Below are 23,759 nucleotides of genomic sequence, written 5' to 3' on the forward strand. Positions count from 1 at the left end.
GCCGGCCTGCCGAAGTACAACGAGTACAAGAAGGCCGACGAGAGCCACCTGCTGGAGACCACCGGCAAGAAGCTCCGCAAGCTCATGAGCTGGGTGGACGAAGAGGCGTAATGCCTCCCGCGGTTTGTACGGTCCCGGAGGCTCCTCGCCCCCGGGACCGTCCGCTTTGGCCACGTCGTACACCCTCGTGCGGGTGATCCTTCCGCGATGGCGCAGGATGCGGGGCCCGCCGCCGATACACTCCCTTAACAAGCGCGTCAGGCTCACAGCGTCGTGCGTCTTCCACGCGGCATGCCATCTCCCTTCCACCGCCTCCGGCCGTCGGGACGCGGCCGCCGGCCAGGGACTAGTGAGGACTCACGTGAGCAACCCCGTCGTACTCATCGCCGAAGAGCTCTCTCCCGCCACCGTCGAGGCCCTGGGGCCGGACTTCGAGATCCGGCACTGCAACGGCGCGGACCGAGCCGAGTTGCTGAGCGCGATCGCCGAGGCCGACGCCATCCTGATCCGCAGCGCCACGAAGGTCGACGCCGAGGCAGTCGCCGCCGCCCCCAAGCTGAAGGTCGTGGCCCGCGCGGGCGTCGGCCTGGACAACGTCGACGTCTCCGCCGCCACCAAGGCCGGTGTCATGGTCGTCAACGCGCCGACCTCCAACATCGTCACCGCCGCCGAACTCGCCTGCGGTCTGCTGATCTCCGTCGCGCGCAACATCGCCCCGGCCAACGCCGCGCTCAAGCAGGGCGAGTGGAAGCGCAACAAGTACACCGGCGTGGAGCTGGCCGAGAAGACCCTCGGCGTCGTCGGCCTCGGCCGTATCGGCGCGCTGGTCGCGCAGCGCATGTCGGCCTTCGGCATGAAGATCGTCGCCTACGACCCCTACATCCAGCCGGCGCGCGCCGCCCAGATGGGGGTGAAGATCCTCAGCCTCGACGAGCTGCTGGAGGTCTCCGACTTCATCACGGTGCACCTGCCCAAGACCCCCGAGACGGTCGGCCTGATCGGGGACGAGGCGCTGCGCAAGGTCAAGCCGCACGTCCGCATCGTCAACGCCGCGCGCGGCGGGATCGTGGACGAGGAGGCGCTGTTCGCGGCCCTCAAGGAGGGCCGGGTCGGCGGCGCGGGCCTGGACGTGTACGCCAAGGAGCCGTGCACGGACTCGCCGCTCTTCCAGTTCGACAACGTGGTGGCCACCCCGCACCTGGGCGCCTCGACCGACGAGGCCCAGGAGAAGGCGGGCATCGCCGTCGCCCGCTCGGTGCGCCTGGCCCTGGCCGGCGAGCTCGTACCGGACGCGGTCAACGTCCAGGGCGGCGTGATCGCCGAGGACGTCCGCCCGGGCCTGCCGCTCGCCGAGAAGCTGGGCCGCATCTTCACCGCGCTCGCCGGCGAGGTGGCGGTGCGCCTGGACGTCGAGGTGCGCGGCGAGATCACCCAGCACGACGTGAAGGTGCTGGAGCTGTCCGCCCTCAAGGGCGTCTTCGAGGACGTCGTGGACGAGACGGTCTCCTACGTCAACGCCCCGCTGTTCGCGCAGGAGCGCGGTGTCGAGGTGCGCCTGACCACCAGCAGCGAGTCCCCGGACCACCGCAACCTGGTGACCGTCCGCGGCACGCTGTCCGACGGCACCGAGGTCTCGGTCTCCGGCACGCTCGCGGGCCCGAAGCACGTGCAGAAGATCGTGGCCGTCGGCGACGACGACGTGGACCTGGTCCTCGCCGACCACATGGCCTTCCTCCGCTACACCGACCGGCCCGGTGTCGTCGGCACCATCGGCCGTGTCCTGGGCGACGCCGGGGTCAACATCGCCGGCATGCAGGTGGCCCGTGACCAGGCCGGTGGCGAGGCCCTGGTGGCGCTGACGGTCGACACCGCCGTTCCGGCGCCGGTGCTGGGCGACATCGCCGCGGAGATCGGGGCGACCTCGGCCCGAGCGGTCAATCTCGAGAACTGACAGCGGTCCGGCTCCGCTGGGAGCGGTCGTCCCGGGAGATCCGGGACGGCCGCCCCTGCGCTGTCACGAACCGCACGGCCACCGCCGCGAGGAACAGCAGCCCCAGCACCGGGTACGGGGACGCGAACGGCTGGAGCCACCACGCCAGGTGCAGGTCGAGGTCGCCGGCCTTCGGCACGAGCCACAGGCTGCGGGCGACGAACACCACGGCGGTCACCCGCAGCACCCAGCGCGGCGCGTCCGCGGCCAGCAGGATCAGCAGCGGCACGCACCACACCCAGTGGTGGGACCAGCTGATCGGCGTGATCAGCAGGGCCGTCACCGCGCAGCTGACCACACCCCACGCCTCGTGGCCCTGCCGCCCCAGCCACACCGACAGCGCCAGTCCGCCGCAGGCCACGGCGAACGCCGTGGCCGCCCAGATCATCCCCGGGTGCGGGGTGTGCAGGACACGTGCCACCAGCCCCTGCAGCGACTGGTTGTCGACGATCCAGACCTTGCCGATCCGGCTGGTGTCGAAGATGCAGCGCGTCCAGTAGTCGACGGTCGCGCCCGGCAGGGCCAGCGCGCCGAGCAGCGCCGTTCCCGCGAAGCTCGCCCCGGCCACGGCGGCCTCCTTGCGGCGGCCGGTCAGCAGCAGGTAGAGGGCGAAGATCGCCGGGGTGAGCTTGATACCGGCCGCGATGCCGATGGCCACGCCCTTGCCCCGGGCGCCGTCCGGCCGGCTGAGGTCCCACAGCACCAGCACCGCGAGCAGCAGGTTGATCTGGCCGTACAGCATGGTCTGGAACACCGGCTCCAGCCACAGCCCGACGGCCATCGCCAGCACCACCACGGTCCACCGCGTACCGCGCGACCGCGGCCGGCCGACGGTCCGGCAGGACAGGTGGGCGAGCAGGCCGAGCAGGGCCAGGTTGCCGGCCATGAAGACGAGTTTGAGCAGCGGGACCGGCAGCCAGGTCGTCGGGACGAAGAGCATCGCGGCGAAGGGCGGGTAGGTCGCCGGCAGGTTCCACTCGGTGACCGTGAAGCCGTACAGATCCGTGCCGTTCACGACGGCCGCGCCCTCGGCCCGGTAGACCTGCATGTCGGCCATCGGCACGGGCATCGACAGGCACAGCGCGGTGAAGGCGGCCAGTGACAGCGCCAGCAGCACGAGGGAGAGCACCAGTCGGCGGTCCGGTCGCGGCCGGGCGGCGGATCCCTTCGCGGGCGCGCCGGGCCGGGCCGTGCGCTCGCGGTCGAACGCCTCCGTGGAGTGAGTCACCGGTTCCCGATCCCCTTGTCCCGCCGTCGGCCGAGCCGGGCGCGGGATCCCCCCGCGTCCTGCGCGCGCTGGTCAGACCCCCCGAGGCCCCGCGCCACGTTACTTGTGCCCCCTTCGGTCGGCAACAGTCCGGTCAGTCGCCGAGGCGTGCCGCCTTGAGCGCCATGTGGAGCAGCAGGCGGTCCTCGCCGTCGTCCAGGTCGAGGCCGGTGAGCCGCTCGACGCGCGACAGCCGGTAGTAAAGGGTCTGCCGGTGGATCCGCAGTTCACCGGCGGCACGCCCGGCCTGGCCCGCGCAGTCGAGGAACACCTCCGCGGTGCGCGCGAGTTCGGCGTGCGCGGCTTCCAGCAGCGGGCGCACGGCCGGGTCGACCGCGCCGGACGGCAGTGCGGCCAGCGTCCGGTAGGGGCCGATCGCGCCCCATTCGGCGACAGGGCCGAGCCGCGGCTGCGCCCGGGCGGCCCGGGCGGCGGCCACGGCCTCGTGCCAGGCGCCGGGCAGGGCGTCCAGGCCCTGGCGCGGCGCGCTGACCCCGGCCCGTGCGTCCGGCGCGGCCTGCCGGGTGCCGTTGCCCTCCAGCAGCCGGCCGGCTGCGCTCACGGCGGGGGCCGGGACCGATGCCGACCGCAGCCGTACGAGGGCCGCGAGCCCGGGCAGCGGGACGCCCTCGATGTCGCCCGGAGGGAGTACGCACAAGGCGGCCGCGCCCGGCACCGTCCGCGGTCCCGGTGCCTCTGCGCCGTCGCCGGCTCCCTCGCCGGACCGCCACGGCAGCACGCACACCAGCGCGTGCACCTCCTCCGCGTCGGGCCCCAGGGCGGCCTGCAACTCCTCGCGGGCACCGTCCCGGCCGCGGCCCGGACGGGCGGTGAGCACGGCGGCCAGCGCGCGGCCGGCGTCGGCGCCCGCCCGGGACTCGGCGGCCAGCAGTGCGCCGATCCGGGCGGCCACGTCCATGGCCGCGGCCAGTTGTGCGGGGGTGTGCCCGGCGTTCTCCAGCAGCCACACGTAGCCGTGCACCACGCCGCCGTGCCGTGCCGGCAGGCACAGCCGGGGCCGGAAGACCCCGGCGTCGGCCGCCGCGGGGATGTGGACGGGGCCGGTGGCGCGGGCGATGCCGAACCGCTCGAACCAGGCGCGGACCTCGGCGGTGGAGCGCCGGGTCAGGATGGAACGGGTGCGGACCGGGTCCATCACCGCGTCGTCCTCGCTGTCGTGCGCGCCGAACGCGATCAGCCGGAAGTCCCGGTCCTCCAGGGTCGCGGGTGCGCCGAGGAGCGCCGACACCTCGTCGACCAGCTCCTGGTAGTCACCTCGCACGCCGTCATTCTCCCTCATACATCTGTATGAGGGACGCCGTTCCCACGCGTGACAGGTGTCGATGGTGACGGGGGTAGGCGAACCCTAGATTTCACGGACGACGCTGCCTGTCCCCTGGGCAGCCCTTGCCCCAGGAGGAGACCGTGCTGGGTCCCGTACTGCTCGCCGCCTCGCGCAGCGACCGTATGCGCCGCGTCGTCGCGGGCGCGCCGATCACCCGTCCGGTGGTCAACCGCTTCATCGCCGGCGACGAGCTGGCGCCCGCGATGGAGACCGTGCGTTCGCTGACCTCGTCCGGCCTGGAGGTCACCCTCGACCACCTGGGCGAGGACGTCACCGACAAGGCGACCGCCGTCGCGACGCGGGACGCGTACCTGCGGCTGCTGGAGGCGCTGCGCGAGGAGGGCGCCGGCACCCGCGCCGAGGTCTCCGTCAAGCTCTCCGCCTTCGGCCAGGCGCTGCCGGTCGGCGGCCACGAGATCGCCCTGGAGAACGTCCGCCCGGTCGCCGAGCTGGCGAGCGAGATCGGCACCACCGTCACGCTCGACATGGAGGACCACACCACGGTCGACTCCACGCTGGCGATCCTCGCCGAGCTGCGCGAGCGCCACCCGGGCACGGGCGCGGTGCTCCAGTCCTACCTCTTCCGCACCGAGGAGGACGCCCGCCGCCTCGCGGTCGCCGGCTCCCGGGTCCGCCTGGTCAAGGGCGCGTACAAGGAGCCCGCCTCCGTCGCGCTCCAGGACAAGGGCGAGGTCGACCGGGCCTATGTGCGCTGCCTGAAGATCCTCATGGCGGGCGAGGGCTACCCCATGGTCGGCTCCCACGACCCGCGGCTGATCGCGATCGCCCAGGATCTGGCCCACCGGGCCGGCCGCAAGCAGGGCTCGTACGAGTTCCAGATGCTCTACGGCATCCGCACCGCCGAGCAGCGGCGGCTGGCGGAGGACGGCGAGCGCATGCGCATTTACGTCCCCTACGGCGCAGACTGGTACGGGTACTTCATGCGCCGGCTCGCGGAGCGGCCGGCCAACCTGGCCTTCTTCCTGCGGTCCTTCCTCCCCTCCCGCTGAGCCCACGCCCCGATCCCCCAAGGACACAAGGAGATGTCTTTCATGGACGCCGTGACCCAGGTCCCCGCCCCGGTGAACGAGCCGGTGCACTCCTACGCCCCGGGGAGCCCGGAGCGGGCCCGCCTGGAGGCGAAGCTGAAGGAGCTGGCCGGGAACCCGGTCGAGCTGCCCATGACCATCGGCGGCGTGAAGCGCATGGGCGGCGGTGAGCGCTTCGACGTCGTGCAGCCGCACAACCGCGGCGCCCGCCTGGGCACGTACGCCAACGCCACGCAGGACGACGCCCGCGACGCGGTCGAGGCGGCCCTAGCCGCCGCTCCCGCCTGGCGTGCGATGTCCTTCGACGACCGCGCCGCGATCATCCTGCGCGCCGCGGACCTGCTGGCCGGCCCCTGGCGCGAGACGATCGCCGCCTCCACGATGCTCGGCCAGTCCAAGACCGCGCAGCAGGCCGAGATCGACAGCCCCTGCGAGCTCGTCGACTTCTGGCGCTTCAACGTGCACTTCGCCCGGCAGATCCTGGCCGAGCAGCCGATCGCCAACTCGCCCGGTGTCTGGAACCGCCTGGACCACCGCCCGCTCGAGGGCTTCGTCTACGCGATCACCCCGTTCAACTTCACCGCCATCGCCGGCAACCTGCCGACCGCGCCCGCGCTCATGGGCAACGTCGTGGTCTGGAAGCCCTCCCCGACGCAGACGCACTCCGCCGTGCTGCTGATGGCGCTGCTGGAGGAGGCCGGGCTGCCCAAGGGCGTGATCAACCTGGTCACCGGTGACGGCATCGCCGTCTCCGAGGTCGCCCTCGAGCACCCGGACCTGGCCGGCATCCACTTCACCGGTTCCACCCGGACCTTCCAGCACCTGTGGAGGACGGTCGGCACCAACATCGAGAAGTACCGCAGCTACCCGCGGATCGTCGGCGAGACCGGCGGCAAGGACTTCGTCGTCGCGCACCCGTCCGCCGACCCGGCGGTGCTGAAGACGGCGCTGACCCGCGGCGCCTTCGAGTACCAGGGCCAGAAGTGCTCGGCCACCTCCCGTGCCTACATCCCGCGCTCGCTGTGGGAGAACGGCTTCAAGGAGGAGTTCGCGGCCGAGGTCGACGGCCTCACCATGGGTGACGTCACCGACCTGTCCAACTTCATCGGCGCCGTGATCGACGACCGTGCCTTCGCCAAGAACAAGGCCGCCATCGACCGCGCCAAGGCCGACCCGTCGGTCGAGGTCGTCGCCGGCGGCAGCTACGACGACAGCGTCGGCTGGTTCGTCCGCCCGACCGTGCTGGTCTCCTCCGACCCGGAGCACGAGATCTTCCGCGAGGAGTACTTCGGCCCGGTCCTGGGCGTGCACGTCTACGAGGACGAGAACTTCGAGGCGATGCTCACCCAGATGGAATCGGTCGCCTCCTACGCGCTGACCGGTTCGGTCGTCGCCCGTGACCGCGCCGCCGTCGCCGACGTGATGGCCAAGCTGCGCTTCGCGGCCGGCAACTTCTACATCAACGACAAGTCCACCGGCGCCGTCGTCGGCCAGCAGCCCTTCGGCGGCGGCCGCGCCTCCGGCACCAACGACAAGGCGGGCGCCGCGCAGAACCTGATGCGCTGGACGTCGACCCGGTCGATCAAGGAGGCCCTGGTGCCGCCGACCGACTACCGCTACCCGCACATGGGCTGAGCTCCGGCCCCCGGTTGACCCGCAAGGGGCAGGGCCCGGCATCCCCCGATCGGGGGGTGCCGGGCCTTCGCCGTCTCAGATAGTAGGAAGTCCGAGTAATTGTGGAGACAGACGAGCCGTGCTGTCCTAGCTTTGTAGAAGCCGAACGTCTCGCTCCACCAGCGACCGGCGGTCGTGAGCCGCGCACCTCTGGCAGGTCACCCCCTGCAGCGCCGCTCCCCGCCCCGTTCTATGGCGACGCAACCCTCCTCTTCTGACCTGGGAGATGTTCACCATGGACGAGACCGCCCGCAAGAATGCCGCCGAGGCCCTGCAGCGCGCCCTCGACCGCCGCGACAACGGCGGCTCCACGGGACACGAGCAGCGATGACCGCCACCGTCCCCCACCCCTTCCGGCGCCTGCGCCGCCTCGCCTACCTGGCCGTGTGCGCGATGGTGAAGTGATCCGTCCGTACGAGCGTCCGCACGTCCCGTCCCCGGTGCCGTGAGGGTGCACGCCCGCCCGGCGGGCCCGGCCATCCGGTTGGGCGCCGTCCGGCCGGGTGGCCGGGCTGCCCACCATGCGGACAGCAAGTGTCATCCAGTGGACGGCCGAGTAAGGTGACCGGCATGTCTCGCAGCATCAGCCTCGCAGTGATCCCCGGTGACGGCATCGGCCAGGAAGTCGTGGCCGAGGGCCTCAAGGTCCTGTCCGCCGTCCTCCCGCAGGACGTGAAGCTGGAGACCAAGGAGTACCTCCTCGGCGCCAAGCGCTGGCACGAGACGGGCGAGACCCTGCCCGACGCGGAGCTGGAGCAGCTCAAGGCGCACGACGCGATCCTGCTGGGCGCGGTCGGCGACCCCTCCGTGCCCTCCGGTGTGCTGGAGCGCGGGCTGCTGCTGAAGCTGCGGTTCGCCTTCGACCACCACGTCAACCTCCGTCCCTCCAAGCTCTACCCGGGTGTCAAGGGACCGCTGGCGGGCGACCCGCGGATCGACTTCGTGGTGGTCCGCGAGGGCACCGAGGGCCCGTACGTCGGGAACGGCGGCTCCCTGCGCACCGGGACGCCGCACGAGGTGGCCACCGAGGTCAGCCTCAACACCGCGTTCGGCATCGAGCGGGTGGTCCGGGACGCCTACGCCCGCGCCCAGGCGCGTCCGCGCAAGAAGCTGACGCTGGTGCACAAGAACAACGTCCTCGTGCACGCCGGCCACCTGTGGAAGAACATCTTCGACAAGGTCGGCGAGGAGTACCCCGAGGTCACCACCGACTACCTGCACGTGGATGCGGCGACGATCTTCTTCGTCACCCAGCCCGAGCGGTTCGACGTGATCGTCACCGACAACCTCTTCGGTGACATCCTCACCGACCTCGCCGCCGCCGTGACCGGCGGTATCGGCCTCGCCGCCAGCGGGAACATCAACCCGGGCGGCGACTTCCCGTCGATGTTCGAGCCGGTGCACGGCTCCGCGCCGGACATCGCCGGCCAGGGCAAGGCCGACCCCACCGCGACGGTGCTCTCCGTCGCCCTGCTGCTCCAGCACCTCGGCTACCACGCCGAGGCCGAGCGCATCGAGAGCGCGGTCGCCGCGGACCTCGCGGAGCGCTCCGGTGCGCGCAGCACCAGTGAGATCGGCGACACGCTCGCCGCACGAGTAGCCGGCTGACCGCCGGGTCAGCCCCCTCAGTCGGCCCGGACGGTCAGCGCACTCCCACGACTGACCCAGACCTCTCGGGCCGCGCATGTATGTCCACGGCCCCACCGCTGCGATAATCGGCGGTGGGGCCGCTGTGCGAGGGGAAACTCGGATGTCCTGGCACCTTGGAGGACTGCGGGTGCGGTCCGCCATGACCAGACGCGAAGGACATCATCTATGACGATCCCCACGATCGAGCTCAAGCCCTCCTCGCACCCGCTGCCGCGGGCGCAGCGCGAGGCGATCCTCACCAACCCCGGGTTCGGCCGCCACTTCACCGACCACATGGTGACGATCCGGTGGACGGAGGGCCGGGGCTGGCACGACGCGGAGCTCGTGCCGTACGCGCCGCTGTCCATCGACCCGGCCAACATGACGCTGCACTACGCGCAGACGATCTTCGAGGGCCTGAAGGCCTACCGTCAGCCGGACGGCTCGGTCGCCACCTTCCGCCCCGAGGCGAACGCCGAGCGCTTCCAGGCCTCCGCGCGCCGCCTGGCCATGCCCGAGCTCCCCGTCGAGACCTTCATCGCCGCCTGCGACGCCCTGGTCACCCAGGACCGCGAGTGGGTGCCGAGCACCGGCGAGCAGTCGCTCTACCTGCGGCCCTTCATGTTCGCCACCGAGGTGGGGCTCGGCGTGCGGCCCGCCAACGAGTACCTGTTCATCGTCATCGCCTCCCCGGCCGGCGCCTACTTCCCCAGCGGCGTCAAGCCGGTCTCGGTCTGGCTCTCCGAGGAGTACGTGCGCGCCGCGCCCGGCGGCACCGGTGCGGCCAAGGCGGGCGGCAACTACGCCGCGTCCCTGGTCGCCCAGGCGCAGGCCATCGAGCACGGCTGCGACCAGGTCGTCTGGCTGGACGCGACGGAGCGCCGCTGGATCGAGGAGATGGGCGGCATGAACCTGTACTTCGTGTACGGGGACAGGATCGTCACCCCCGAGCTGACCGGCTCACTGCTGCCCGGCATCACCCGCGCCTCGCTCCTGCGCATCGCCGAGGACCTGGGCTACGAGGTCTCCGAGGGCCGCATCTCCGTCGACGACTGGAAGAACGGCAACGCGGACGGCTCCCTGACCGAGGTCTTCGCCTGCGGCACCGCCGCGGTCATCACGCCGGTCGGTTCCGTGAAGTCCACGCGGGCGGACTGGAGCGTCGCGGACGGGAAGTCCGGCGAGGTGACGATGAAGCTGCGCAAGGCCCTGCTGGACATCCAGACCGGACTGGCCCCCGACACGCACGGCTGGATGCACCCGCTGGGTTCCTGACCCCCGCGGGGCGCACGACGTCCGAAGCGGCCGCACGCGGTCCCGGAGCACTTTCCGGGGCCGCGTGCGGCCGCTTCGCGCTTTCCCGGCGCGGCAGCCGTGCGGGATGATTCGAACGGCGCTCAAGGCGGATGCGGTGCCAGGACGAGCAAGGGCCCGGCCAAGGCTTCCCTCATAGGGCATCGCGCTTTAGAGTGGCGTTCTAAACGGTGTCCCGGTGACCCTCGTGGGAGGTGCGGAAGCGTGCGGCTGACCCCGACGGAACGTGACCGGCTGCTGCTCTTCGGCGCGGCCGAACTGGCGCGGGCGCGCCGCGCCCGGGGGCTGCGGCTGAACGTGCCGGAAGCGACCGCGCTGATCGCCGACGCGGTGTGCGAGGCCGCGCGCGACGGCGCGCGTCTCGCGGAGGCCGTCGCGGCCGGCCGCGCCGTGCTCGGTCCGGACGACGTGCTGCCCGGCGTGGCGGACATCGTGACCGAGGTCCATGTCGAGGCCGTCTTCGACGACGGCTCGCGGCTGGCCGTGGTCGGGGACCCGATCGGCGGGGGCTCCCTGCGGGAACGGGCGCCCGGCGCGGTGCTGCCCGGTCCCGCCCTGCCCGAGCGGCCGTCCGAGGTGTTCGTGACCGTGCACAACACCGCTCCCGTCCCGGTCAGCGTCACCTCGCACTTCCACCTCTTCGAGGCCAACCCCCGGCTGGACTTCGACCGTTCGGCGGCCTACGGCATGCGGCTGAACGTGCCGGCCGGGTCCTCGGTGCGCTTCGGGCCGGGGGAGGAGCGGGAGGTGGGTCTCGTCCCGATCGGCGGCGACCGGGTCGCGATCGGCTTCGCGGGGCTCGTCGACGGGCCGCTGGACGCGCCCGGCGCGCGACAGGAGGCACTGCGGCGCGCCGCGGCGTGCGGCTATCTGGGGGCGGAGCGATGAGCATCGATCCGTACGAGTACGCCGCCGTGCACGGGCCGCGCGCCGGCGACCGGGTCCGGCTGGGCGACTCGGGCCTGGTGGTCCGCGTCGAGTCGGACTCCCAGCGCCCCGGTGACGAGTTCCTGGCCGGCTTCGGCAAGACCGCGCGGGACGGGCTGGCGCTGAAGGCCGCCGCCGTACGGGAGACCTGCGACGTGGTGATCAGCAATGTGCTGGTCATCGACACGGCGGTCGGCATCCGCAAGGTCTCCATCGGCATCCGCGAGGGCCGCATCCACGCCATCGGGCGGGCCGGCAACCCCGACACGCTCGACGGGGTGGACGTCGTGGTCGGCACGGGCACGTCCATCGTGTCCGGCGAGGGGCTGATCGCCACCGCCGGCGCCGTCGACACCCACGTCCACCTGCTGTCGCCGCGCATCATGGAGGCCTCGCTGGCCTCCGGCGTGACCACGATCATCGGCCAGGAGTTCGGGCCCGTGTGGGGGGTCGGCGTCAACTCGCCCTGGGCGCTGCGGCACGCCTTCAACGCCTTCGACGCATGGCCGGTCAACATCGGCTTCCTGGGCCGCGGTTCGTCCTCGGACCCGGCGCCGCTGGTGGAGGCGCTGGCCGAGGGCGGCGCGTGCGGCTTCAAGGTCCACGAGGACATGGGCGCCCACACCCGCGCCCTGGACACCGCGCTGCGGGTCGCCGAGGAGCACGACGTCCAGGTGGCGCTGCACAGCGACGGCCTGAACGAGTGCCTGTCGGTGGAGGACACCCTGCGGGTGCTGGAGGGCCGTACGATCCACGCTTTCCACATCGAGGGCTGCGGTGGCGGCCACGTCCCCAATGTGCTGAAGATGGCCGGGGTGCCGAACGTCATCGGCTCGTCGACCAACCCCACGCTGCCCTTCGGCCGTGACGCGGTCGCCGAGCACTACGGCATGATCGTCTCCGTCCACGACCTCAAGCCGGACCTGCCCGGCGACGCCGCGATGGCCCGCGACCGCATCCGCGCGGGGACGATGGGCGCCGAGGACGTGCTGCACGACCTGGGCGCGATCGGCATCACCTCCTCCGACGCCCAGGGCATGGGCCGCGCCGGGGAGACCGTGCGCCGCACCTTCGCCATGGCCGGGAAGATGAAGGCCGAGTCCGGCCCTCTGGAGGGCGACGGCCCGGACGACGACAACGCCCGCGTCCTGCGCTACATCGCCAAGCTGACCGTCAACCCGGCCATCGCGCACGGCCTGGCCCACGAGATCGGCTCGATCGAGGCCGGCAAGCTCGCCGACATCGTGCTGTGGCGGCCGGAGTACTTCGGGGCGAAGCCGCAGATGGTGCTCAAGTCCGGCTTCCCCGCCTACGGCGTGACCGGCGACCCGGGCGCCGCCACCGACACCTGCGAACCCCTGGTGCTCGGGCCGCTGTTCGGGGCCCACGGCGCCACCGCCGCCGACCTCTCGGTGGCCTTCGTCGCCCGGGCCGCACTCGACCTGGAGCACGACCGCATGCCCACCCGGCGCCGGCGGGTCGCCGTGCGCGGCACCCGCGGCATCGGCCCGGCCGATCTCGTCCTCAACTCCCGTACGGGACATGTGGACGTCGACACGCGCACGGGCCTGGTGACGCTCGACGGGGACCCGCTGCGCTCCGAGCCCGCGGAACAGGTGTCGCTCAGCCGTCTCTACTTCCTCTGACAAGGACCAGCACCATGCCCGCAACCCCCGCCGCCGACGGCTACGCGATGCCCGCCGAGTGGGCCCCCCACGCGCGCACCTGGATGGCGTGGCCGTCCCCCAGCACGACCTTCGACGGTGCGGAGGACCTGGCCGCCTCCCGTGCCGCGTGGGCCGCGGTGGCGAGGGCGGTCGCCCGCTTCGAGCCCGTGACGGTCGTGGCCCGCCCCGAGGACGCCGCCGGGGCACGGGAGGCGCTGGGGACCGCCGCCACGGTCGCCGAGGCGCCGCTGGACGACGCATGGATGCGCGACATCGGCCCCACCTTCCTCACCGGCGACGGCGGACTGGCCGCCGCGGACTGGACGTTCAACGGCTGGGGTGCCCAGGAATGGGCGTCCTGGGAGCACGACGCCCGGATCGGCGCCCTGGTCGCGCAGAAGGCCGCCGCCCGCCGCTACGCGACCTCCTTCGTCAACGAGGGCGGCGGGATCCACGTGGACGGCGAGGGCACCGTGCTGCTCACCGAGACCGTGCAGCTCGACCCGGGCCGCAATCCGGGCTGGAGCCGGGAGCGGGCCGAGGCGGAGCTCCACGCCTTCCTCGGCACCCGCCAGGCGATCTGGCTGCCGCGCGGCCTCACCGCCGACTACGGGCGCTTCGGCACCCGCGGGCACGTGGACATCGTCGCGGCCTTCGTCCGTCCCGGCGTCGTGGTCGTCCACGACCAGCGCGACCCGTCCCACCCCGACCACGCCGTCTCGCGGGAGGCCGCAGCCCTGCTGCGGGCCGCCACCGACGCCCGGGGGCGGCGGCTGGAGGTCGTGGAGCTGTCCGCGCCGCGGGTGCGGGAGAGCGACGGGGAGCCGGTGGACCACAGTTACGTCAACCACTACCTCTGCAACGGCGCGGTGATCCTGTGCGCCTTCGACGACCCCGCCGACGAGGTCAACAAGGCGATCTTCGAGCGGCTCTTCCCGGACCGCGAGGTCGTGCTCGTCGACGCCCGTACGATCTTCGCGCACGGTGGTGGCATCCACTGCATCACCCAGCAGCAGCCGCAGGTGTGACACGACCGCCCCCGAAGGACACAAGGTGACCGGATCCGCCCGCCCCCGGCGGCGGCTCAAGCAGCCGCGCGAGGAGGTGATGGCCGCCGCCATGGCGACGATCGCCGAACGCGGGCTGGCCGAGCTGACGATGGCGGGCCTCGGCCGCCAGGTGGGCATGAGCAGCGGCCACATCCTCTACTACTTCGGCAGCAAGGACGAGTTGCTGCTGCAGACCCTGGAGTGGAGCGAGGAGCAGCTCGCGGCCGAACGCCGCCGCGTCCTCGGCCGCACCGCGTCCCCCCGTGAGCGGCTGGACGCGGTGATCGGCCTGTATCTGCCCGACGGCCGCCGCGATCCGCGCTGGACCCTGTGGTCGGAGGTCTGGAACCGGACGACGGCCGCCGAGGACGTCCTGCGCCGCCAGCTCGCACTGGAACTGGTCTGGCACCGGGACCTGGTCGCGCTGCTCGCCGAGGGGATCTCCCGCGGCGACTTCCGGCCGGTGGATCCCGAGCGGACGACGGTGCGGCTGCGCGCGCTGCTGGACGGTTTCGGGGTGCCGCTGGTGATCGGGCTCCCGGGCATGGACCGCGAACAGGCGCTCGGGCACGTCAAGGAGTTCCTGGACGAGGCCCTGTCGCCCGCATAGTGAGACCGTGTCCCACCCGTCGGCGGGGTGTGGCAGACTGCGAGCGTGCCCTCGTTCGTCATGATTATTGGCAGCAGGCGCGCCGGTCCTCAGTGACCGCTCACCGCAGACCTCGGCGGAAGCGATCACCGTGTCCCAGACCCGCGCGCAGACCTCTCGCACCCGCGAGGGGTTTTTTCGTTTCCCGGCCCACCCGTGCCGGGCGCGGACCAGCGCGAGGGAAAATGGGGGCAAGTGGAACCCGGTTTTCCGGAACCACTCACCCGACAGGAGTTGGATCAGACCATGACGGCCGTACTGGACGACAGCTTCCACGTCTTCGACACCACGCTGCGCGACGGCGCGCAGCGCGAGGGCATCAACCTCACCGTCGCCGACAAGCTGACGATCGCCCGGCACCTGGACGACTTCGGGGTGGGATTCATCGAGGGCGGCTGGCCCGGCGCCAACCCGCGCGACACCGAGTTCTTCGCCCGGGCCGCCGGCGAGCTCGACCTGCGCCACGCGCAACTGGTCGCCTTCGGCGCCACCCGCCGCCCCGGAGGCAGCGCCGCCGAGGACCCCCAGGTCAGGGCGCTGCTGGAGTCCGGAGCGCCGGTCATCACGCTGGTCGCGAAGTCGCACGACCGCCATGTCGAGCTGGCGCTGCGCACCACGCTGGAGGAGAACCTGGAGATGGTCCGGGACACCGTCTCCCACCTGCGCTCCGAGGGCCGCAGGGTCTTCGTCGACTGCGAGCACTTCTTCGACGGCTACAAGGCCAATCCGGTCTACGCGAAGGCCGTCGTCCGCGCCGCGCACGAGGCCGGCGCCGACGTCGTCGTCCTGTGCGACACCAACGGCGGGATGCTGCCCGCGCAGGTGACCGCCGTCGTCCGCACCGTCCTCGCCGACACCGGCGCCCGCCTGGGCATCCACGCCCAGGACGACACCGGGTGCGCGGTCGCCAACAGCCTGGCCGCGGTCGACGCGGGCGCCACGCACGTGCAGTGCACCGCCAACGGCTACGGCGAGCGGGTCGGCAACGCCAACCTCTTCCCCGTCGTCGCGGCGCTGGAGCTCAAGTACGGCCGCACCGTGCTGCCCGAGGGCGCGCTCGCCGACATGACCCGGATCTCGCACGCGATCGCCGAGGTCGTCAATCTCACGCCTTCCACGCATCAGCCGTACGTCGGAGTCTCCGCGTTCGCCCACAAGGCGGGTCTGCACGCCTCCGCCATCAAGGTCGACCCCGACCTCTACCAGCACATCGACCCCGAACTCGTCGGCAACACCATGCGCATGCTGGTGTCCGACATGGCGGGCCGCGCCTCCGTCGAGCTCAAGGGCAAGGAGCTCGGCGTCGACCTCGGAGGGGACCGCGAGCTGATCGGCCGGGTCGTCGAACGCGTCAAGGAACGCGAACTCGCGGGCTACACCTACGAGGCGGCCGACGCCTCCTTCGAACTCCTGCTGCGCGAGGAGATCGAGGGCCGGCCCATCCGCTACTTCCGCGTCGAGTCCTGGCGCGCGATCGTGGAGGACCGCCCCGACGGCATCCACGCCAACGAGGCGACCGTCAAGGTCTGGGCCGACGGCCAGCGCATCGTGGGCACCGCCGAGGGCAACGGCCCCGTCAACGCCCTGGACCGGGCGCTGCGTGTCGCGCTGGAGCGCACGTACCCGCAGCTGGCGAAGCTGGAACTGGTCGACTACCGGGTCCGCATCCTGGAGGGCAAGCACGGCACCGAGTCCACGACCCGGGTGCTCATCTCCACCTCGGACGGCACGTCCGAATGGTCCACGGTCGGCGTCGGCGAGAACGTCATCGCCGCCTCCTGGCAGGCGCTGGACGACGCCTACGCGTACGGGCTGCTGCGCGCGGGGGTCGAGCCGCGCCGGGACTGACCGCGACGGCGGGTCGTAGGAGGAAGGACGACATGCGGACACGGGCCCCGGCCCGTGTCCGCATTTTCGTTGTTCTCACGCGCCATTTCCCATGGGCCGTCAGAAAGGCGTGCGGCATACCGCATCACGTATTGATTGCCACAGGCATCCACCTTTCCGGCGGCGGATGTTGAGGCGGTTGACCAATCAATCAGGCGCGTTAGCCCAAAGGTGGACAATTTACCCAGGGGTGGCTACGGTCGAAATACGGACGCCGCCGTTGCGGAGAGTACAAACCGCAGCCGTACGGTGGCGGAAGCCGGAATCCGCCGGCTGGACGGTGCCCAGCGCATCGCAGTGCAGTTCTTGCTCCCTGACTCATCACGGCACGTCTCGTGCGCCCTGGTCAGGTCGAGGCACCGTCTGTGCATTCCCGGTCTCGAAGGAAGAAGACAAGAAATGCGCGTGAAGCGAACCATCGCACTTCTGGCCAGCCCGTTCGTCGCAGCCGGGGCTCTCGCGTTCTCGCCCGCCGTGATGTCGCAGGCCTCGGCCGCACCCACGCACGCGGACGCGGCGGCGACGGCCTCGCACGGCAAGGTCGTCCCCTCGCTGACCGCCACTCAGCGCGGATTCCAGCAGGGCAACCGGGACGGGCTCTCGGATGCCCAGCAGGGTGCCCCCGGATCCTGCAACGCCTTCGGCTTCAACTTCAACCCGAGGGAGCCCGGACAGGACTACCGGACGGGCTACCGCAACGGCTACAACAACGGCTGGACGCAGATCTGCGACCTCCCGTAACGGGCGGATGCCCGGCCGGTCGGCCCGCGAAGGCCCCGCCGCACGCTCAGCGGGGCCTTCCGCGTGAGGCCCGCCGGGCCCAACTCCCGCGCATACGCGCGTAGAACGCGGGAACACTCCTCCTGCTCCACCTGCACAGCCGCCCCACAGGATGCACGGTCATCAGCAGGAGGGTTCCCCCATGAAGTTCCGCTCCGCCGTGAGCGCGCTCGTCCTCGCGCTCGGCGTGCTCTTCGCGCCCGGCGCCGGGCTCGCCGCCCCGCACGACGCGTACGCCGTCACGAAGTTGACGCACGCCCAGGCCACGGCCATGTTCCGGTCCGCCGGGATCACCTGGTCGTCGTCCGGCGGCTGCTCCAACCGCAACAATGCCACCTGCACGTCGTTCGACCAGCTGAACCAGGCCACCGCGCAGGGTGCCGTGACGCTCAGGCACGCGAGCGGCTGCGCCCTGAACATCACCGGCGGCACCGAGACCGGGCATGCGAGCGGTACGTACTCGCACTGGAACGGCTACAAGCTCGACTACGGCAAGAACAGCTGCGTCACCAACTACATCCACGGCTCGTTCGCCTACATCGGTCTGCGCGGTGACGGCGCGCCCCAGTACCAGTCGGGCTCCGGCAACATCTACGCCGACGAGGGCAACCACTGGGACGTCCTCTACTACAACTGCGGGGGCTGCTGACCCCGACGGAGCTTCGAGGAAGCGCTGTTGACCCGGCCCGGGCGGCGCAGGAGCGCCGTCCGGGCCGGTGCGGCGCTCACTCCCACGCCTGGACCTCGATGCGGTCGCCGACCGCGACGACTCCCGGCCGCAGCACGGCCGCCTTCATCGCGAAGCTCACCTTGTTCCCGTACTCCGCCTCCCGCCGGTAGTCCGCCAGGGTGCGCACCGGCTCGGGCCCGTCGGTACGCCCCGTGGCCTGGTCGACCATCGGGACCGCGCAGCGGACCGCACGGACGGAGTACCCCAGCACCGCGGTGCCGGCGGTCATGCGGCGCACCCGGTCCTCGGTGTGCGGCTCGGACCAGCCCTCGACCACGATGTTCGCGCGGAAGCGGTCGACGGGGACCGGGGCACCGCCGCGCTCGCCGATGCGCCGGTTGAGCTCGTCGAGCGAGGCCAGCGACGCGACCGAAAGGGCGTGCGCGTCCGCGAAGTTGACCTTTCCGGGGTGCTCGCCCCAGCCGTCCCGGTCGAAGCCGGGCCGCACCCGCACCAGCCGCGAGGGCTGCCCCAGGGCGTCGGAGAGCCAGCGGGCCGCCTCCTCGCCCTGGTCGACCGCCGTGCCGAGCGGCCGGTCGAACATGCTCACCTCGCGCAGCGCCCCCTCGTGCGCCACCTCCACCCGCACCTCCCCGGCGCCGGGCGCCGCCAGCGCCAGGTGCTTGCCGTCGTCGGTCACCTCGGCGCGTACCACGGCCATCCGCGGCAGTTTGCGCTGGCTGCGGAAGGTGCCGTCGGAGGCGTCCACCACCATGAACACCCGGTCGTGGGCCAGTCCGGTGGGGGTCACCTCGGCGCGGCTCACGGGCACGCCCGCGCAGCCCTTCACGGGGTAGTGGGTGAGGCTGTGCACGGTCGCGGTGGTCATCGGCGGTGTTCCTCCCGGATCGGCGGAAAGGCCATTCGACCACGTTCCGGCCGCCGGGCGCCGCCACCCGGACGGCCCACCGGCGCGCGGCCGCGTGCCCCTGCCGCCGCCGGGGCCGTGGACGCTCGGTGACCAACAGCACACGTACTGACCAGTAACGCCGAACCCCCGCGGATCATAGGGTGAGCGCCGTACGCTCCCCACCCTCGACCCCTGGGAGACCGCATGCGTTCCGCGAAGGACTTCTTCCGACCGCTGGCCGTGGGGGCCCCGGCCCCCGTACGGGAGGTACCGTTCCGGCCCTCGCGGATGATCCACTTCTTCGATCCGGGCAACGAGAAGATGGCGGCCAAGGTCCCCGCCATCGCGCCCACCGTGGACGTCCTGCTGGGCAATCTGGAGGACGCCGTCGCCGCCGACCGCAAGGAGGCCGCGCGGGCGGGCCTGGTCGCCATCGCGAAGGGGACCGAGTTCGGCGACACACAGCTGTGGACCCGGGTCAACAGCCTCGACTCGCCGTGGGCCCTGGACGACCTGATCACGCTCGTCACCGAGATCGGCGACCGGCTCGACGTCGTCATGGTGCCCAAGGTCGAGGGCGCCGAGGACATCCACTACGTCGACCGGCTGCTCGCCCAGCTGGAGGCCCGGGCCGGGGTGCGCCGCCCGATCCTCGTGCACGCCATCCTGGAGACCGCCTCGGGCGTGGCCAACGTCGAGGAGATCGCCGGGGCCAGCCCCCGGATGCAGGGCATCTCGCTCGGCCCGGCCGACCTCGCGGCGAGCCGCCGGATGAAGACCACCCGCGTCGGCGGGGGACACCCGGGGTACCTCGTGCGGGAGGACCCGAAGGACCCCGACGTGGAGCTGCCGCGGCTGACCTACCAGCAGGACCTGTGGCACTACACCATCGCCCGCATGGTCGACGCCTGCGCCGCGCACGGCATCCTGCCGTACTACGGCCCCTTCGGCGACATCAAGGACACCACGGCCTGCGAGGACCAGTTCCGCAACGCCTTCCTGCTGGGCTGCGTCGGCGCGTGGAGCCTGCACCCGGTGCAGATCGACATCGCCAAGCGGGTCTTCTCCCCGGCCCCCGCCGATGTGGCCTGGGCGCGCAGGGTCATCGACGCGATGGGCGACGGCACCGGCGCGGTGATGCTCGACGGCAAGATGCAGGACGACGCGACCGTGAAGCAGTGCAAGGTCGTCGTCGACCTGGCGGACGCGCTGGCCGCCCGGGACCCCGAACTGGCCGAGGCGTACGAGGCCGCCTGGAAGGAGCAGAGCCGATGACCGACGCGACCCTGCGGCCCCGCCGCTCCGTGCTGTACATGCCCGGCGCGAACGAGCGCGCCCTGGAGAAGGCCAAGAGCCTGCCCACCGACGCGCTCATCCTCGACCTGGAGGACTCCGTCGCCCCTGACGCCAAGGCCGAGGCCCGCAAGCGGGTCGCCGCCGCGGCCGCCTCCGGGGAGTACGGGCCGCGGGAGCTGACCATCAGGGTGAACGCGCCCGGCACTCCGTGGCACGAGGACGACCTGCGGGCCGCCGCCGAGGCAGGCCCCGACGCCGTGGTCGTCCCCAAGGTCGACTCCGCGGCCACCGTGCACGCCGTCGAGCGGGCCCTGGAGGCCGCGGGCGCCCCCGACCGCACGGCGATCTGGGCGATGGTCGAGACCCCGCGCGCCATGCTGGACGCCCGTGCCGTCGCGGCCGCCTCCGAGCGGCTCACGGTGCTGGTGATGGGCACCAACGATCTGGCGAAGGAACTGCACGCCGAGCACGTCCCCGGCCGGGCCCCGCTGCTGACCGGGCTGTCGCTGGCCCTGCTGGGCGCCCGCGAGGCGGGCAAGGCGATCCTGGACGGCGTGTACAACGACGTGCAGGACCTGGCGGGCTTCGAGGCGGAGTGCGTCCAGGGCCGGCAGTTCGGCTTCGACGGCAAGACGCTGATCCACCCGAAGCAGGTGGAGATCTGCAACAGGGTCTTCGCCCCCTCGGAGGAGGAAACCGACAAGGCCCGGCGCATCATCGAGGCTTTCGAGGCCGCCGCGGCCGAGGGCCGGGGAGTCGTCACGGTCGACGGGCGGATGATCGAGAACCTCCATGTGGATGACGCCCGGCGTGTCCTCGCCCTGGCCGCCGCGGTGACCGGACGCTGACCGTTCACTGAAGTCCGGGTGGACGACCGCTACAAAGAAAGGGCCCCGCACGTGCCGTGCGGGGCATTTCTTGTGTTGGTTCTGTCCAGATGCTCCATGAAGCGGGTCCGGACACTGTACGAAGTGGACGCCGTTTCCGAGGGCCCTGCGCTCGTATGGTCGATGTCATGAGCGTTTTGGACGAGGTGCCGACCCAGCCTGCCGAGGCCGAGGAGGGCGACGAAGCCGCCCAGCCGGCGAACGACGCGCGCGGGCGCGTCGCGGAACTGCACGCGATCCGCGAGCAGGTCCGGCTCGGCCCCAGCGAGAAGGCCACCCAGGCCCAGAAGGCCAAGGGCAAGCTGACCGCCCGCGAGCGGATCGACCTGCTGCTCGACGAGGGGACCTTCAGCGAGGTCGAGCCGCTGCGCCGGCACCGCGCCTCCGGTTTCGGCCTGGAGGCGAAGAAGCCGTACACCGACGGCGTCATCACCGGCTGGGGCACCGTCCACGGCCGCACCGTCTTCGTGTACGCGCACGACTTCCGGATCTTCGGCGGCGCGCTGGGCGAGGCCCACGCCTCCAAGATCCACAAGATCATGGACATGGCCATCGCGGCCGGCGCCCCGCTGGTCTCGCTGAACGACGGCGCCGGCGCCCGCATCCAGGAAGGCGTCTCCGCGCTCGCCGGCTACGGCGGCATCTTCCAGCGCAACACCCGCGCCTCCGGTGTCATCCCGCAGATCTCGGTGATGCTCGGCCCGTGCGCCGGCGGCGCCGCGTACTCCCCGGCGCTCACCGACTTCGTCTTCATGGTCCGTGAGACCTCGCAGATGTTCATCACGGGCCCGGACGTCGTCCAGGCCGTCACCGGCGAGAAGATCACGCAGAACGGGCTCGGCGGCGCCGACGTCCACTCCGAGATCTCCGGTGTCTCGCACTTCGCGTACGACGACGAGCAGACCTGCCTGGAAGAGGTCCGCTACCTGCTGTCGATGCTGCCGCAGAACAACCGCGAGAACCCGCCGTCGGCCCCCACCAGCGACCCGGCCGACCGGCGCGGCGACGTCCTGCTGGACATCGTCCCGGCCGACGGCAACCGCTCCTACGACATGCACCAGGTGATCGAGGAGATCGTCGACGAGGGCGAGTACCTGGAGATCCACGAGCGCTGGGCGACCAACATCATCGTCGCCCTGGCCCGCCTCGACGGCCAGGTGGTCGGCATCATCGCCAACCAGCCCGCCTCCCTGGCGGGTGTGCTCGACATCGAGGCCAGCGAGAAGTCGGCCCGGTTCGTGCAGATGTGCGACGCCTTCAACATCCCGCTCATCACTCTTCTGGACGTCCCCGGCTTCCTCCCGGGCGTCGACCAGGAGCACGGTGGCATCATCCGGCACGGCGCCAAGCTGCTGTACGCGTACTGCAACGCCACCGTGCCGCGGATCTCGCTGATCCTGCGCAAGGCGTACGGAGGTGCCTACATCGTCATGGACAGCCAGTCGATCGGTGCCGACCTGACCTACGCCTGGCCCACCAACGAGATCGCCGTGATGGGCGCCGAGGGTGCCGCCAACGTCATCTTCCGGCGGCAGATCGCCGACGCCGACGACCCCGAGGCCATGCGCGCCCGCATGGTCAAGGAGTACAAGTCCGAGCTGATGCACCCGTACTACGCGGCCGAGCGCGGCCTCGTGGACGACGTGATCGACCCCGCCGAGACCCGCGAGGTCCTCATCCGCTCGCTCGCCATGCTGCGCACCAAGCACGCCGACCTGCCGTCCCGCAAGCACGGCAACCCGCCCCAGTAAGGGAGACCGACCCCGTGAGCACTCCTGCCGACAGCTCCGCCGCGGCGCTCGTTCGCGTCGAGCGCGGCCACGCCAGCGACGAGGAACTGGCCGCCCTGACGGCCGTCCTCCTCGCCCGCGCCGCGGCCCAGGGCCAGGACACGACCGCCTTCGTCAAGCCCCGCTCCACGGCCGGCTGGCGCCGCCTGGAGCGGCAGTCCGGCTTCAGCGCGCCGCACAGCTGGCGCAGCTGACCCTCCGGTCCCGTTCGCAACGGTGGCGCGGTACCCCTCCGGGGGTGCCGCGCCACCGTCGTGTCGAGGTTCAGGACGGCGTGCGGGAGGTGCCGAGCGCGGCGACGCCCGCCGTGCCGGCCACGAACAGCGTGCCGTCGCCACAGAGCGCGAGCGCTTCCGCGCGGTACGGGGGCACCACCGCCCGCCGGGTGCCCGCCGGGAGGTCCCACAGGTGCACCTCGCCGTCGGACCAGGCGACGGCCGCCACGGACCCCGAGGGGGTCTCGGCGGCCGCGAGCGACGTCACGACGGCCTCGCGGCGGTCGACGGGCTCCGGCATCGGGTCGCCGCCCGTCTCCCACAGGCGCAGGGTGCCGTCCGCCCCACCGCTCAGGCACAGGGCGAGACCGACGGCGCCGACGAGGGCCGCCGCCGTGACGGGCGCGGGATGCAGCCTGCGGGTGACCGGGCCGCGGTCGTGGGCCGTGGCGTCCCACACGTACACACGGCCGTCGGCGTCCCCCACGGCGACACGGCTGCCGTGGGCGGCGACCGCCGTGGGCGGCGTCCTCGCGGCGTTGTGGACGTCGGCCACCCGGGACAGGGCGTTGGACATCGCACCCGCGGTCTGCAGGGCCTCGTCCGCGTCGAGGAGCAGCAGACCGCCGCCCGCGGCCGGCGCGATGCCCACCGGACGCAGGGCGGCGTCGAGCGGGAGGCGGGAGAGGACCGCGCCGGTCGCCGGGTCCAGCACGGTCAGCCGGCCCACCGGGTCGGCCACGAGCAGCCCGCCCCCGCCGGGT

Annotated in this window: 20 protein-coding genes and 1 pseudogene; 17 read left to right on the plus strand and 4 right to left on the minus strand. The window is 72.1% G+C overall.

What is annotated here, in order from left to right; translation table 11 throughout:
• Together ACIP9H_RS26960 and serA are read left to right on the plus strand one after the other, a co-directional pair.
• Positions 1 to 111, plus strand: a pseudogene (locus ACIP9H_RS26960) (ketol-acid reductoisomerase); the annotation flags it as partial.
• 250 nt (positions 112 to 361) lie between these two features.
• Entirely contained in the window at positions 362 to 1,951 is a 1,590-nt protein-coding gene (serA, locus tag ACIP9H_RS26965) for a phosphoglycerate dehydrogenase (RefSeq protein ID WP_401591519.1), read from the plus strand.
• Here serA and ACIP9H_RS26970 read toward each other — a convergent pair.
• On the minus strand, positions 1,935 to 3,218 hold the full coding sequence (locus ACIP9H_RS26970; protein ID WP_401591517.1) for a glycosyltransferase 87 family protein: 1,284 nt from the start codon (positions 3,216 to 3,218) through the stop codon (positions 1,935 to 1,937). The genes serA and ACIP9H_RS26970 overlap by 17 nt on opposite strands.
• Before the next feature lie 133 nt (positions 3,219 to 3,351).
• The gene (locus ACIP9H_RS26975; RefSeq protein WP_401591515.1) at positions 3,352 to 4,539 is read right to left on the minus strand and encodes a PucR family transcriptional regulator; all 1,188 of its coding nucleotides are present in this window, start codon (positions 4,537 to 4,539) and stop codon (positions 3,352 to 3,354) included.
• Between the two features lie 143 nt (positions 4,540 to 4,682).
• Here ACIP9H_RS26975 and ACIP9H_RS26980 point away from each other — a divergent pair, with 143 nt between their 5' ends.
• From ACIP9H_RS26980 to ACIP9H_RS27030, 11 genes are all read left to right on the plus strand, one after another.
• Positions 4,683 to 5,612, plus strand: a complete 930-nt coding sequence (locus ACIP9H_RS26980; RefSeq protein ID WP_401591513.1) for a proline dehydrogenase family protein — start codon at positions 4,683 to 4,685, stop codon at positions 5,610 to 5,612.
• A gap of 42 nt (positions 5,613 to 5,654) precedes the next feature.
• Positions 5,655 to 7,286, plus strand: coding sequence for an L-glutamate gamma-semialdehyde dehydrogenase (pruA, locus tag ACIP9H_RS26985; protein WP_401591511.1), 1,632 nt, complete (start codon positions 5,655 to 5,657; stop codon positions 7,284 to 7,286).
• A 609-nt stretch (positions 7,287 to 7,895) separates the two neighbouring features.
• Positions 7,896 to 8,933, plus strand: a complete 1,038-nt coding sequence (locus ACIP9H_RS26990) for a 3-isopropylmalate dehydrogenase (RefSeq protein WP_401591509.1) — start codon at positions 7,896 to 7,898, stop codon at positions 8,931 to 8,933.
• 207 nt (positions 8,934 to 9,140) lie between these two features.
• The gene (locus tag ACIP9H_RS26995) at positions 9,141 to 10,229 is read left to right on the plus strand and encodes a branched-chain amino acid aminotransferase (protein ID WP_401591507.1); all 1,089 of its coding nucleotides are present in this window, start codon (positions 9,141 to 9,143) and stop codon (positions 10,227 to 10,229) included.
• 243 nt (positions 10,230 to 10,472) lie between these two features.
• Positions 10,473 to 11,156 (plus strand): urease subunit gamma, encoded by a 684-nt coding sequence (gene ureA, locus ACIP9H_RS27000; RefSeq protein WP_401591505.1) that lies wholly within the window; start codon positions 10,473 to 10,475, stop codon positions 11,154 to 11,156.
• Entirely contained in the window at positions 11,153 to 12,841 is a 1,689-nt protein-coding gene (locus ACIP9H_RS27005; protein ID WP_401591503.1) for an urease subunit alpha, read from the plus strand. The genes ureA and ACIP9H_RS27005 overlap by 4 nt, the downstream gene beginning before the upstream one ends.
• Before the next feature lie 14 nt (positions 12,842 to 12,855).
• Positions 12,856 to 13,890: an agmatine/peptidylarginine deiminase gene (locus ACIP9H_RS27010; protein WP_401961254.1), complete on the plus strand. Its 1,035-nt coding sequence runs from the start codon at positions 12,856 to 12,858 to the stop codon at positions 13,888 to 13,890.
• 25 nt (positions 13,891 to 13,915) lie between these two features.
• The gene (locus tag ACIP9H_RS27015) at positions 13,916 to 14,521 is read left to right on the plus strand and encodes a TetR/AcrR family transcriptional regulator (protein WP_401961257.1); all 606 of its coding nucleotides are present in this window, start codon (positions 13,916 to 13,918) and stop codon (positions 14,519 to 14,521) included.
• 285 nt (positions 14,522 to 14,806) lie between these two features.
• On the plus strand, positions 14,807 to 16,408 hold the full coding sequence (gene cimA / locus ACIP9H_RS27020; RefSeq protein WP_401591497.1) for a citramalate synthase: 1,602 nt from the start codon (positions 14,807 to 14,809) through the stop codon (positions 16,406 to 16,408).
• 438 nt (positions 16,409 to 16,846) lie between these two features.
• Positions 16,847 to 17,188 (plus strand): hypothetical protein, encoded by a 342-nt coding sequence (locus tag ACIP9H_RS27025; protein WP_401961259.1) that lies wholly within the window; start codon positions 16,847 to 16,849, stop codon positions 17,186 to 17,188.
• 181 nt (positions 17,189 to 17,369) lie between these two features.
• Positions 17,370 to 17,876, plus strand: a complete 507-nt coding sequence (locus ACIP9H_RS27030) for a hypothetical protein (protein ID WP_401961261.1) — start codon at positions 17,370 to 17,372, stop codon at positions 17,874 to 17,876.
• A gap of 76 nt (positions 17,877 to 17,952) precedes the next feature.
• Here ACIP9H_RS27030 and ACIP9H_RS27035 read toward each other — a convergent pair whose 3' ends face one another.
• Positions 17,953 to 18,786: an MOSC domain-containing protein gene (locus ACIP9H_RS27035; RefSeq protein WP_401961263.1), complete on the minus strand. Its 834-nt coding sequence runs from the start codon at positions 18,784 to 18,786 to the stop codon at positions 17,953 to 17,955.
• A gap of 225 nt (positions 18,787 to 19,011) precedes the next feature.
• On the opposite strand from ACIP9H_RS27035, the gene ACIP9H_RS27040 reads away from it, so the two are divergent.
• The 4 genes from ACIP9H_RS27040 (at position 19,012) to ACIP9H_RS27055 (ending at position 22,974) form a co-directional block, all read left to right on the plus strand.
• The gene (locus ACIP9H_RS27040) at positions 19,012 to 20,082 is read left to right on the plus strand and encodes an HpcH/HpaI aldolase/citrate lyase family protein (RefSeq protein ID WP_401591490.1); all 1,071 of its coding nucleotides are present in this window, start codon (positions 19,012 to 19,014) and stop codon (positions 20,080 to 20,082) included.
• Positions 20,079 to 20,951 (plus strand): HpcH/HpaI aldolase/citrate lyase family protein, encoded by an 873-nt coding sequence (locus ACIP9H_RS27045; protein ID WP_401591488.1) that lies wholly within the window; start codon positions 20,079 to 20,081, stop codon positions 20,949 to 20,951. The genes ACIP9H_RS27040 and ACIP9H_RS27045 overlap by 4 nt, the downstream gene beginning before the upstream one ends.
• A 167-nt stretch (positions 20,952 to 21,118) precedes the next feature.
• Positions 21,119 to 22,741: an acyl-CoA carboxylase subunit beta gene (locus ACIP9H_RS27050; RefSeq protein ID WP_401591486.1), complete on the plus strand. Its 1,623-nt coding sequence runs from the start codon at positions 21,119 to 21,121 to the stop codon at positions 22,739 to 22,741.
• 14 nt (positions 22,742 to 22,755) lie between these two features.
• Entirely contained in the window at positions 22,756 to 22,974 is a 219-nt protein-coding gene (locus ACIP9H_RS27055; RefSeq protein ID WP_401591484.1) for an acyl-CoA carboxylase epsilon subunit, read from the plus strand.
• Between the two features lie 70 nt (positions 22,975 to 23,044).
• Here the strand turns inward: ACIP9H_RS27055 and ACIP9H_RS27060 are convergent, their stop codons facing one another.
• Positions 23,045 to 23,737: a hypothetical protein gene (locus ACIP9H_RS27060; RefSeq protein WP_401591482.1), complete on the minus strand. Its 693-nt coding sequence runs from the start codon at positions 23,735 to 23,737 to the stop codon at positions 23,045 to 23,047.
• Between the last annotated feature and the right edge of the window lie 22 nt (positions 23,738 to 23,759).

Source organism: Streptomyces sp. NPDC088732 (assembly GCF_044751205.1).
Lineage (GTDB): Bacteria > Actinomycetota > Actinomycetes > Streptomycetales > Streptomycetaceae > Actinacidiphila.

What these genes read in the sequence shown, in the direction of transcription:
- pruA (WP_401591511.1), top strand. Translation starts at nt 5,655, where the DNA reads ATGGACGCCGTGACCCAGGTCCCCGCCCCGGTGAACGAGCCGGTGCAC.
- ACIP9H_RS26990 (WP_401591509.1), top strand. Translation starts at nt 7,896, where the DNA reads ATGTCTCGCAGCATCAGCCTCGCAGTGATCCCCGGTGACGGCATCGGC.
- ACIP9H_RS26995 (WP_401591507.1), top strand. Translation starts at nt 9,141, where the DNA reads ATGACGATCCCCACGATCGAGCTCAAGCCCTCCTCGCACCCGCTGCCG.
- ACIP9H_RS27005 (WP_401591503.1), top strand. Translation starts at nt 11,153, where the DNA reads ATGAGCATCGATCCGTACGAGTACGCCGCCGTGCACGGGCCGCGCGCC.
- ACIP9H_RS27010 (WP_401961254.1), top strand. Translation starts at nt 12,856, where the DNA reads ATGCCCGCAACCCCCGCCGCCGACGGCTACGCGATGCCCGCCGAGTGG.
- cimA (WP_401591497.1), top strand. Translation starts at nt 14,807, where the DNA reads ATGACGGCCGTACTGGACGACAGCTTCCACGTCTTCGACACCACGCTG.
- ACIP9H_RS27025 (WP_401961259.1), top strand. Translation starts at nt 16,847, where the DNA reads ATGCGCGTGAAGCGAACCATCGCACTTCTGGCCAGCCCGTTCGTCGCA.
- ACIP9H_RS27030 (WP_401961261.1), top strand. Translation starts at nt 17,370, where the DNA reads ATGAAGTTCCGCTCCGCCGTGAGCGCGCTCGTCCTCGCGCTCGGCGTG.
- ACIP9H_RS27035 (WP_401961263.1), bottom strand. Translation starts at nt 18,786, where the DNA reads ATGACCACCGCGACCGTGCACAGCCTCACCCACTACCCCGTGAAGGGC.
- ACIP9H_RS27040 (WP_401591490.1), top strand. Translation starts at nt 19,012, where the DNA reads ATGCGTTCCGCGAAGGACTTCTTCCGACCGCTGGCCGTGGGGGCCCCG.
- ACIP9H_RS27045 (WP_401591488.1), top strand. Translation starts at nt 20,079, where the DNA reads ATGACCGACGCGACCCTGCGGCCCCGCCGCTCCGTGCTGTACATGCCC.
- ACIP9H_RS27050 (WP_401591486.1), top strand. Translation starts at nt 21,119, where the DNA reads ATGAGCGTTTTGGACGAGGTGCCGACCCAGCCTGCCGAGGCCGAGGAG.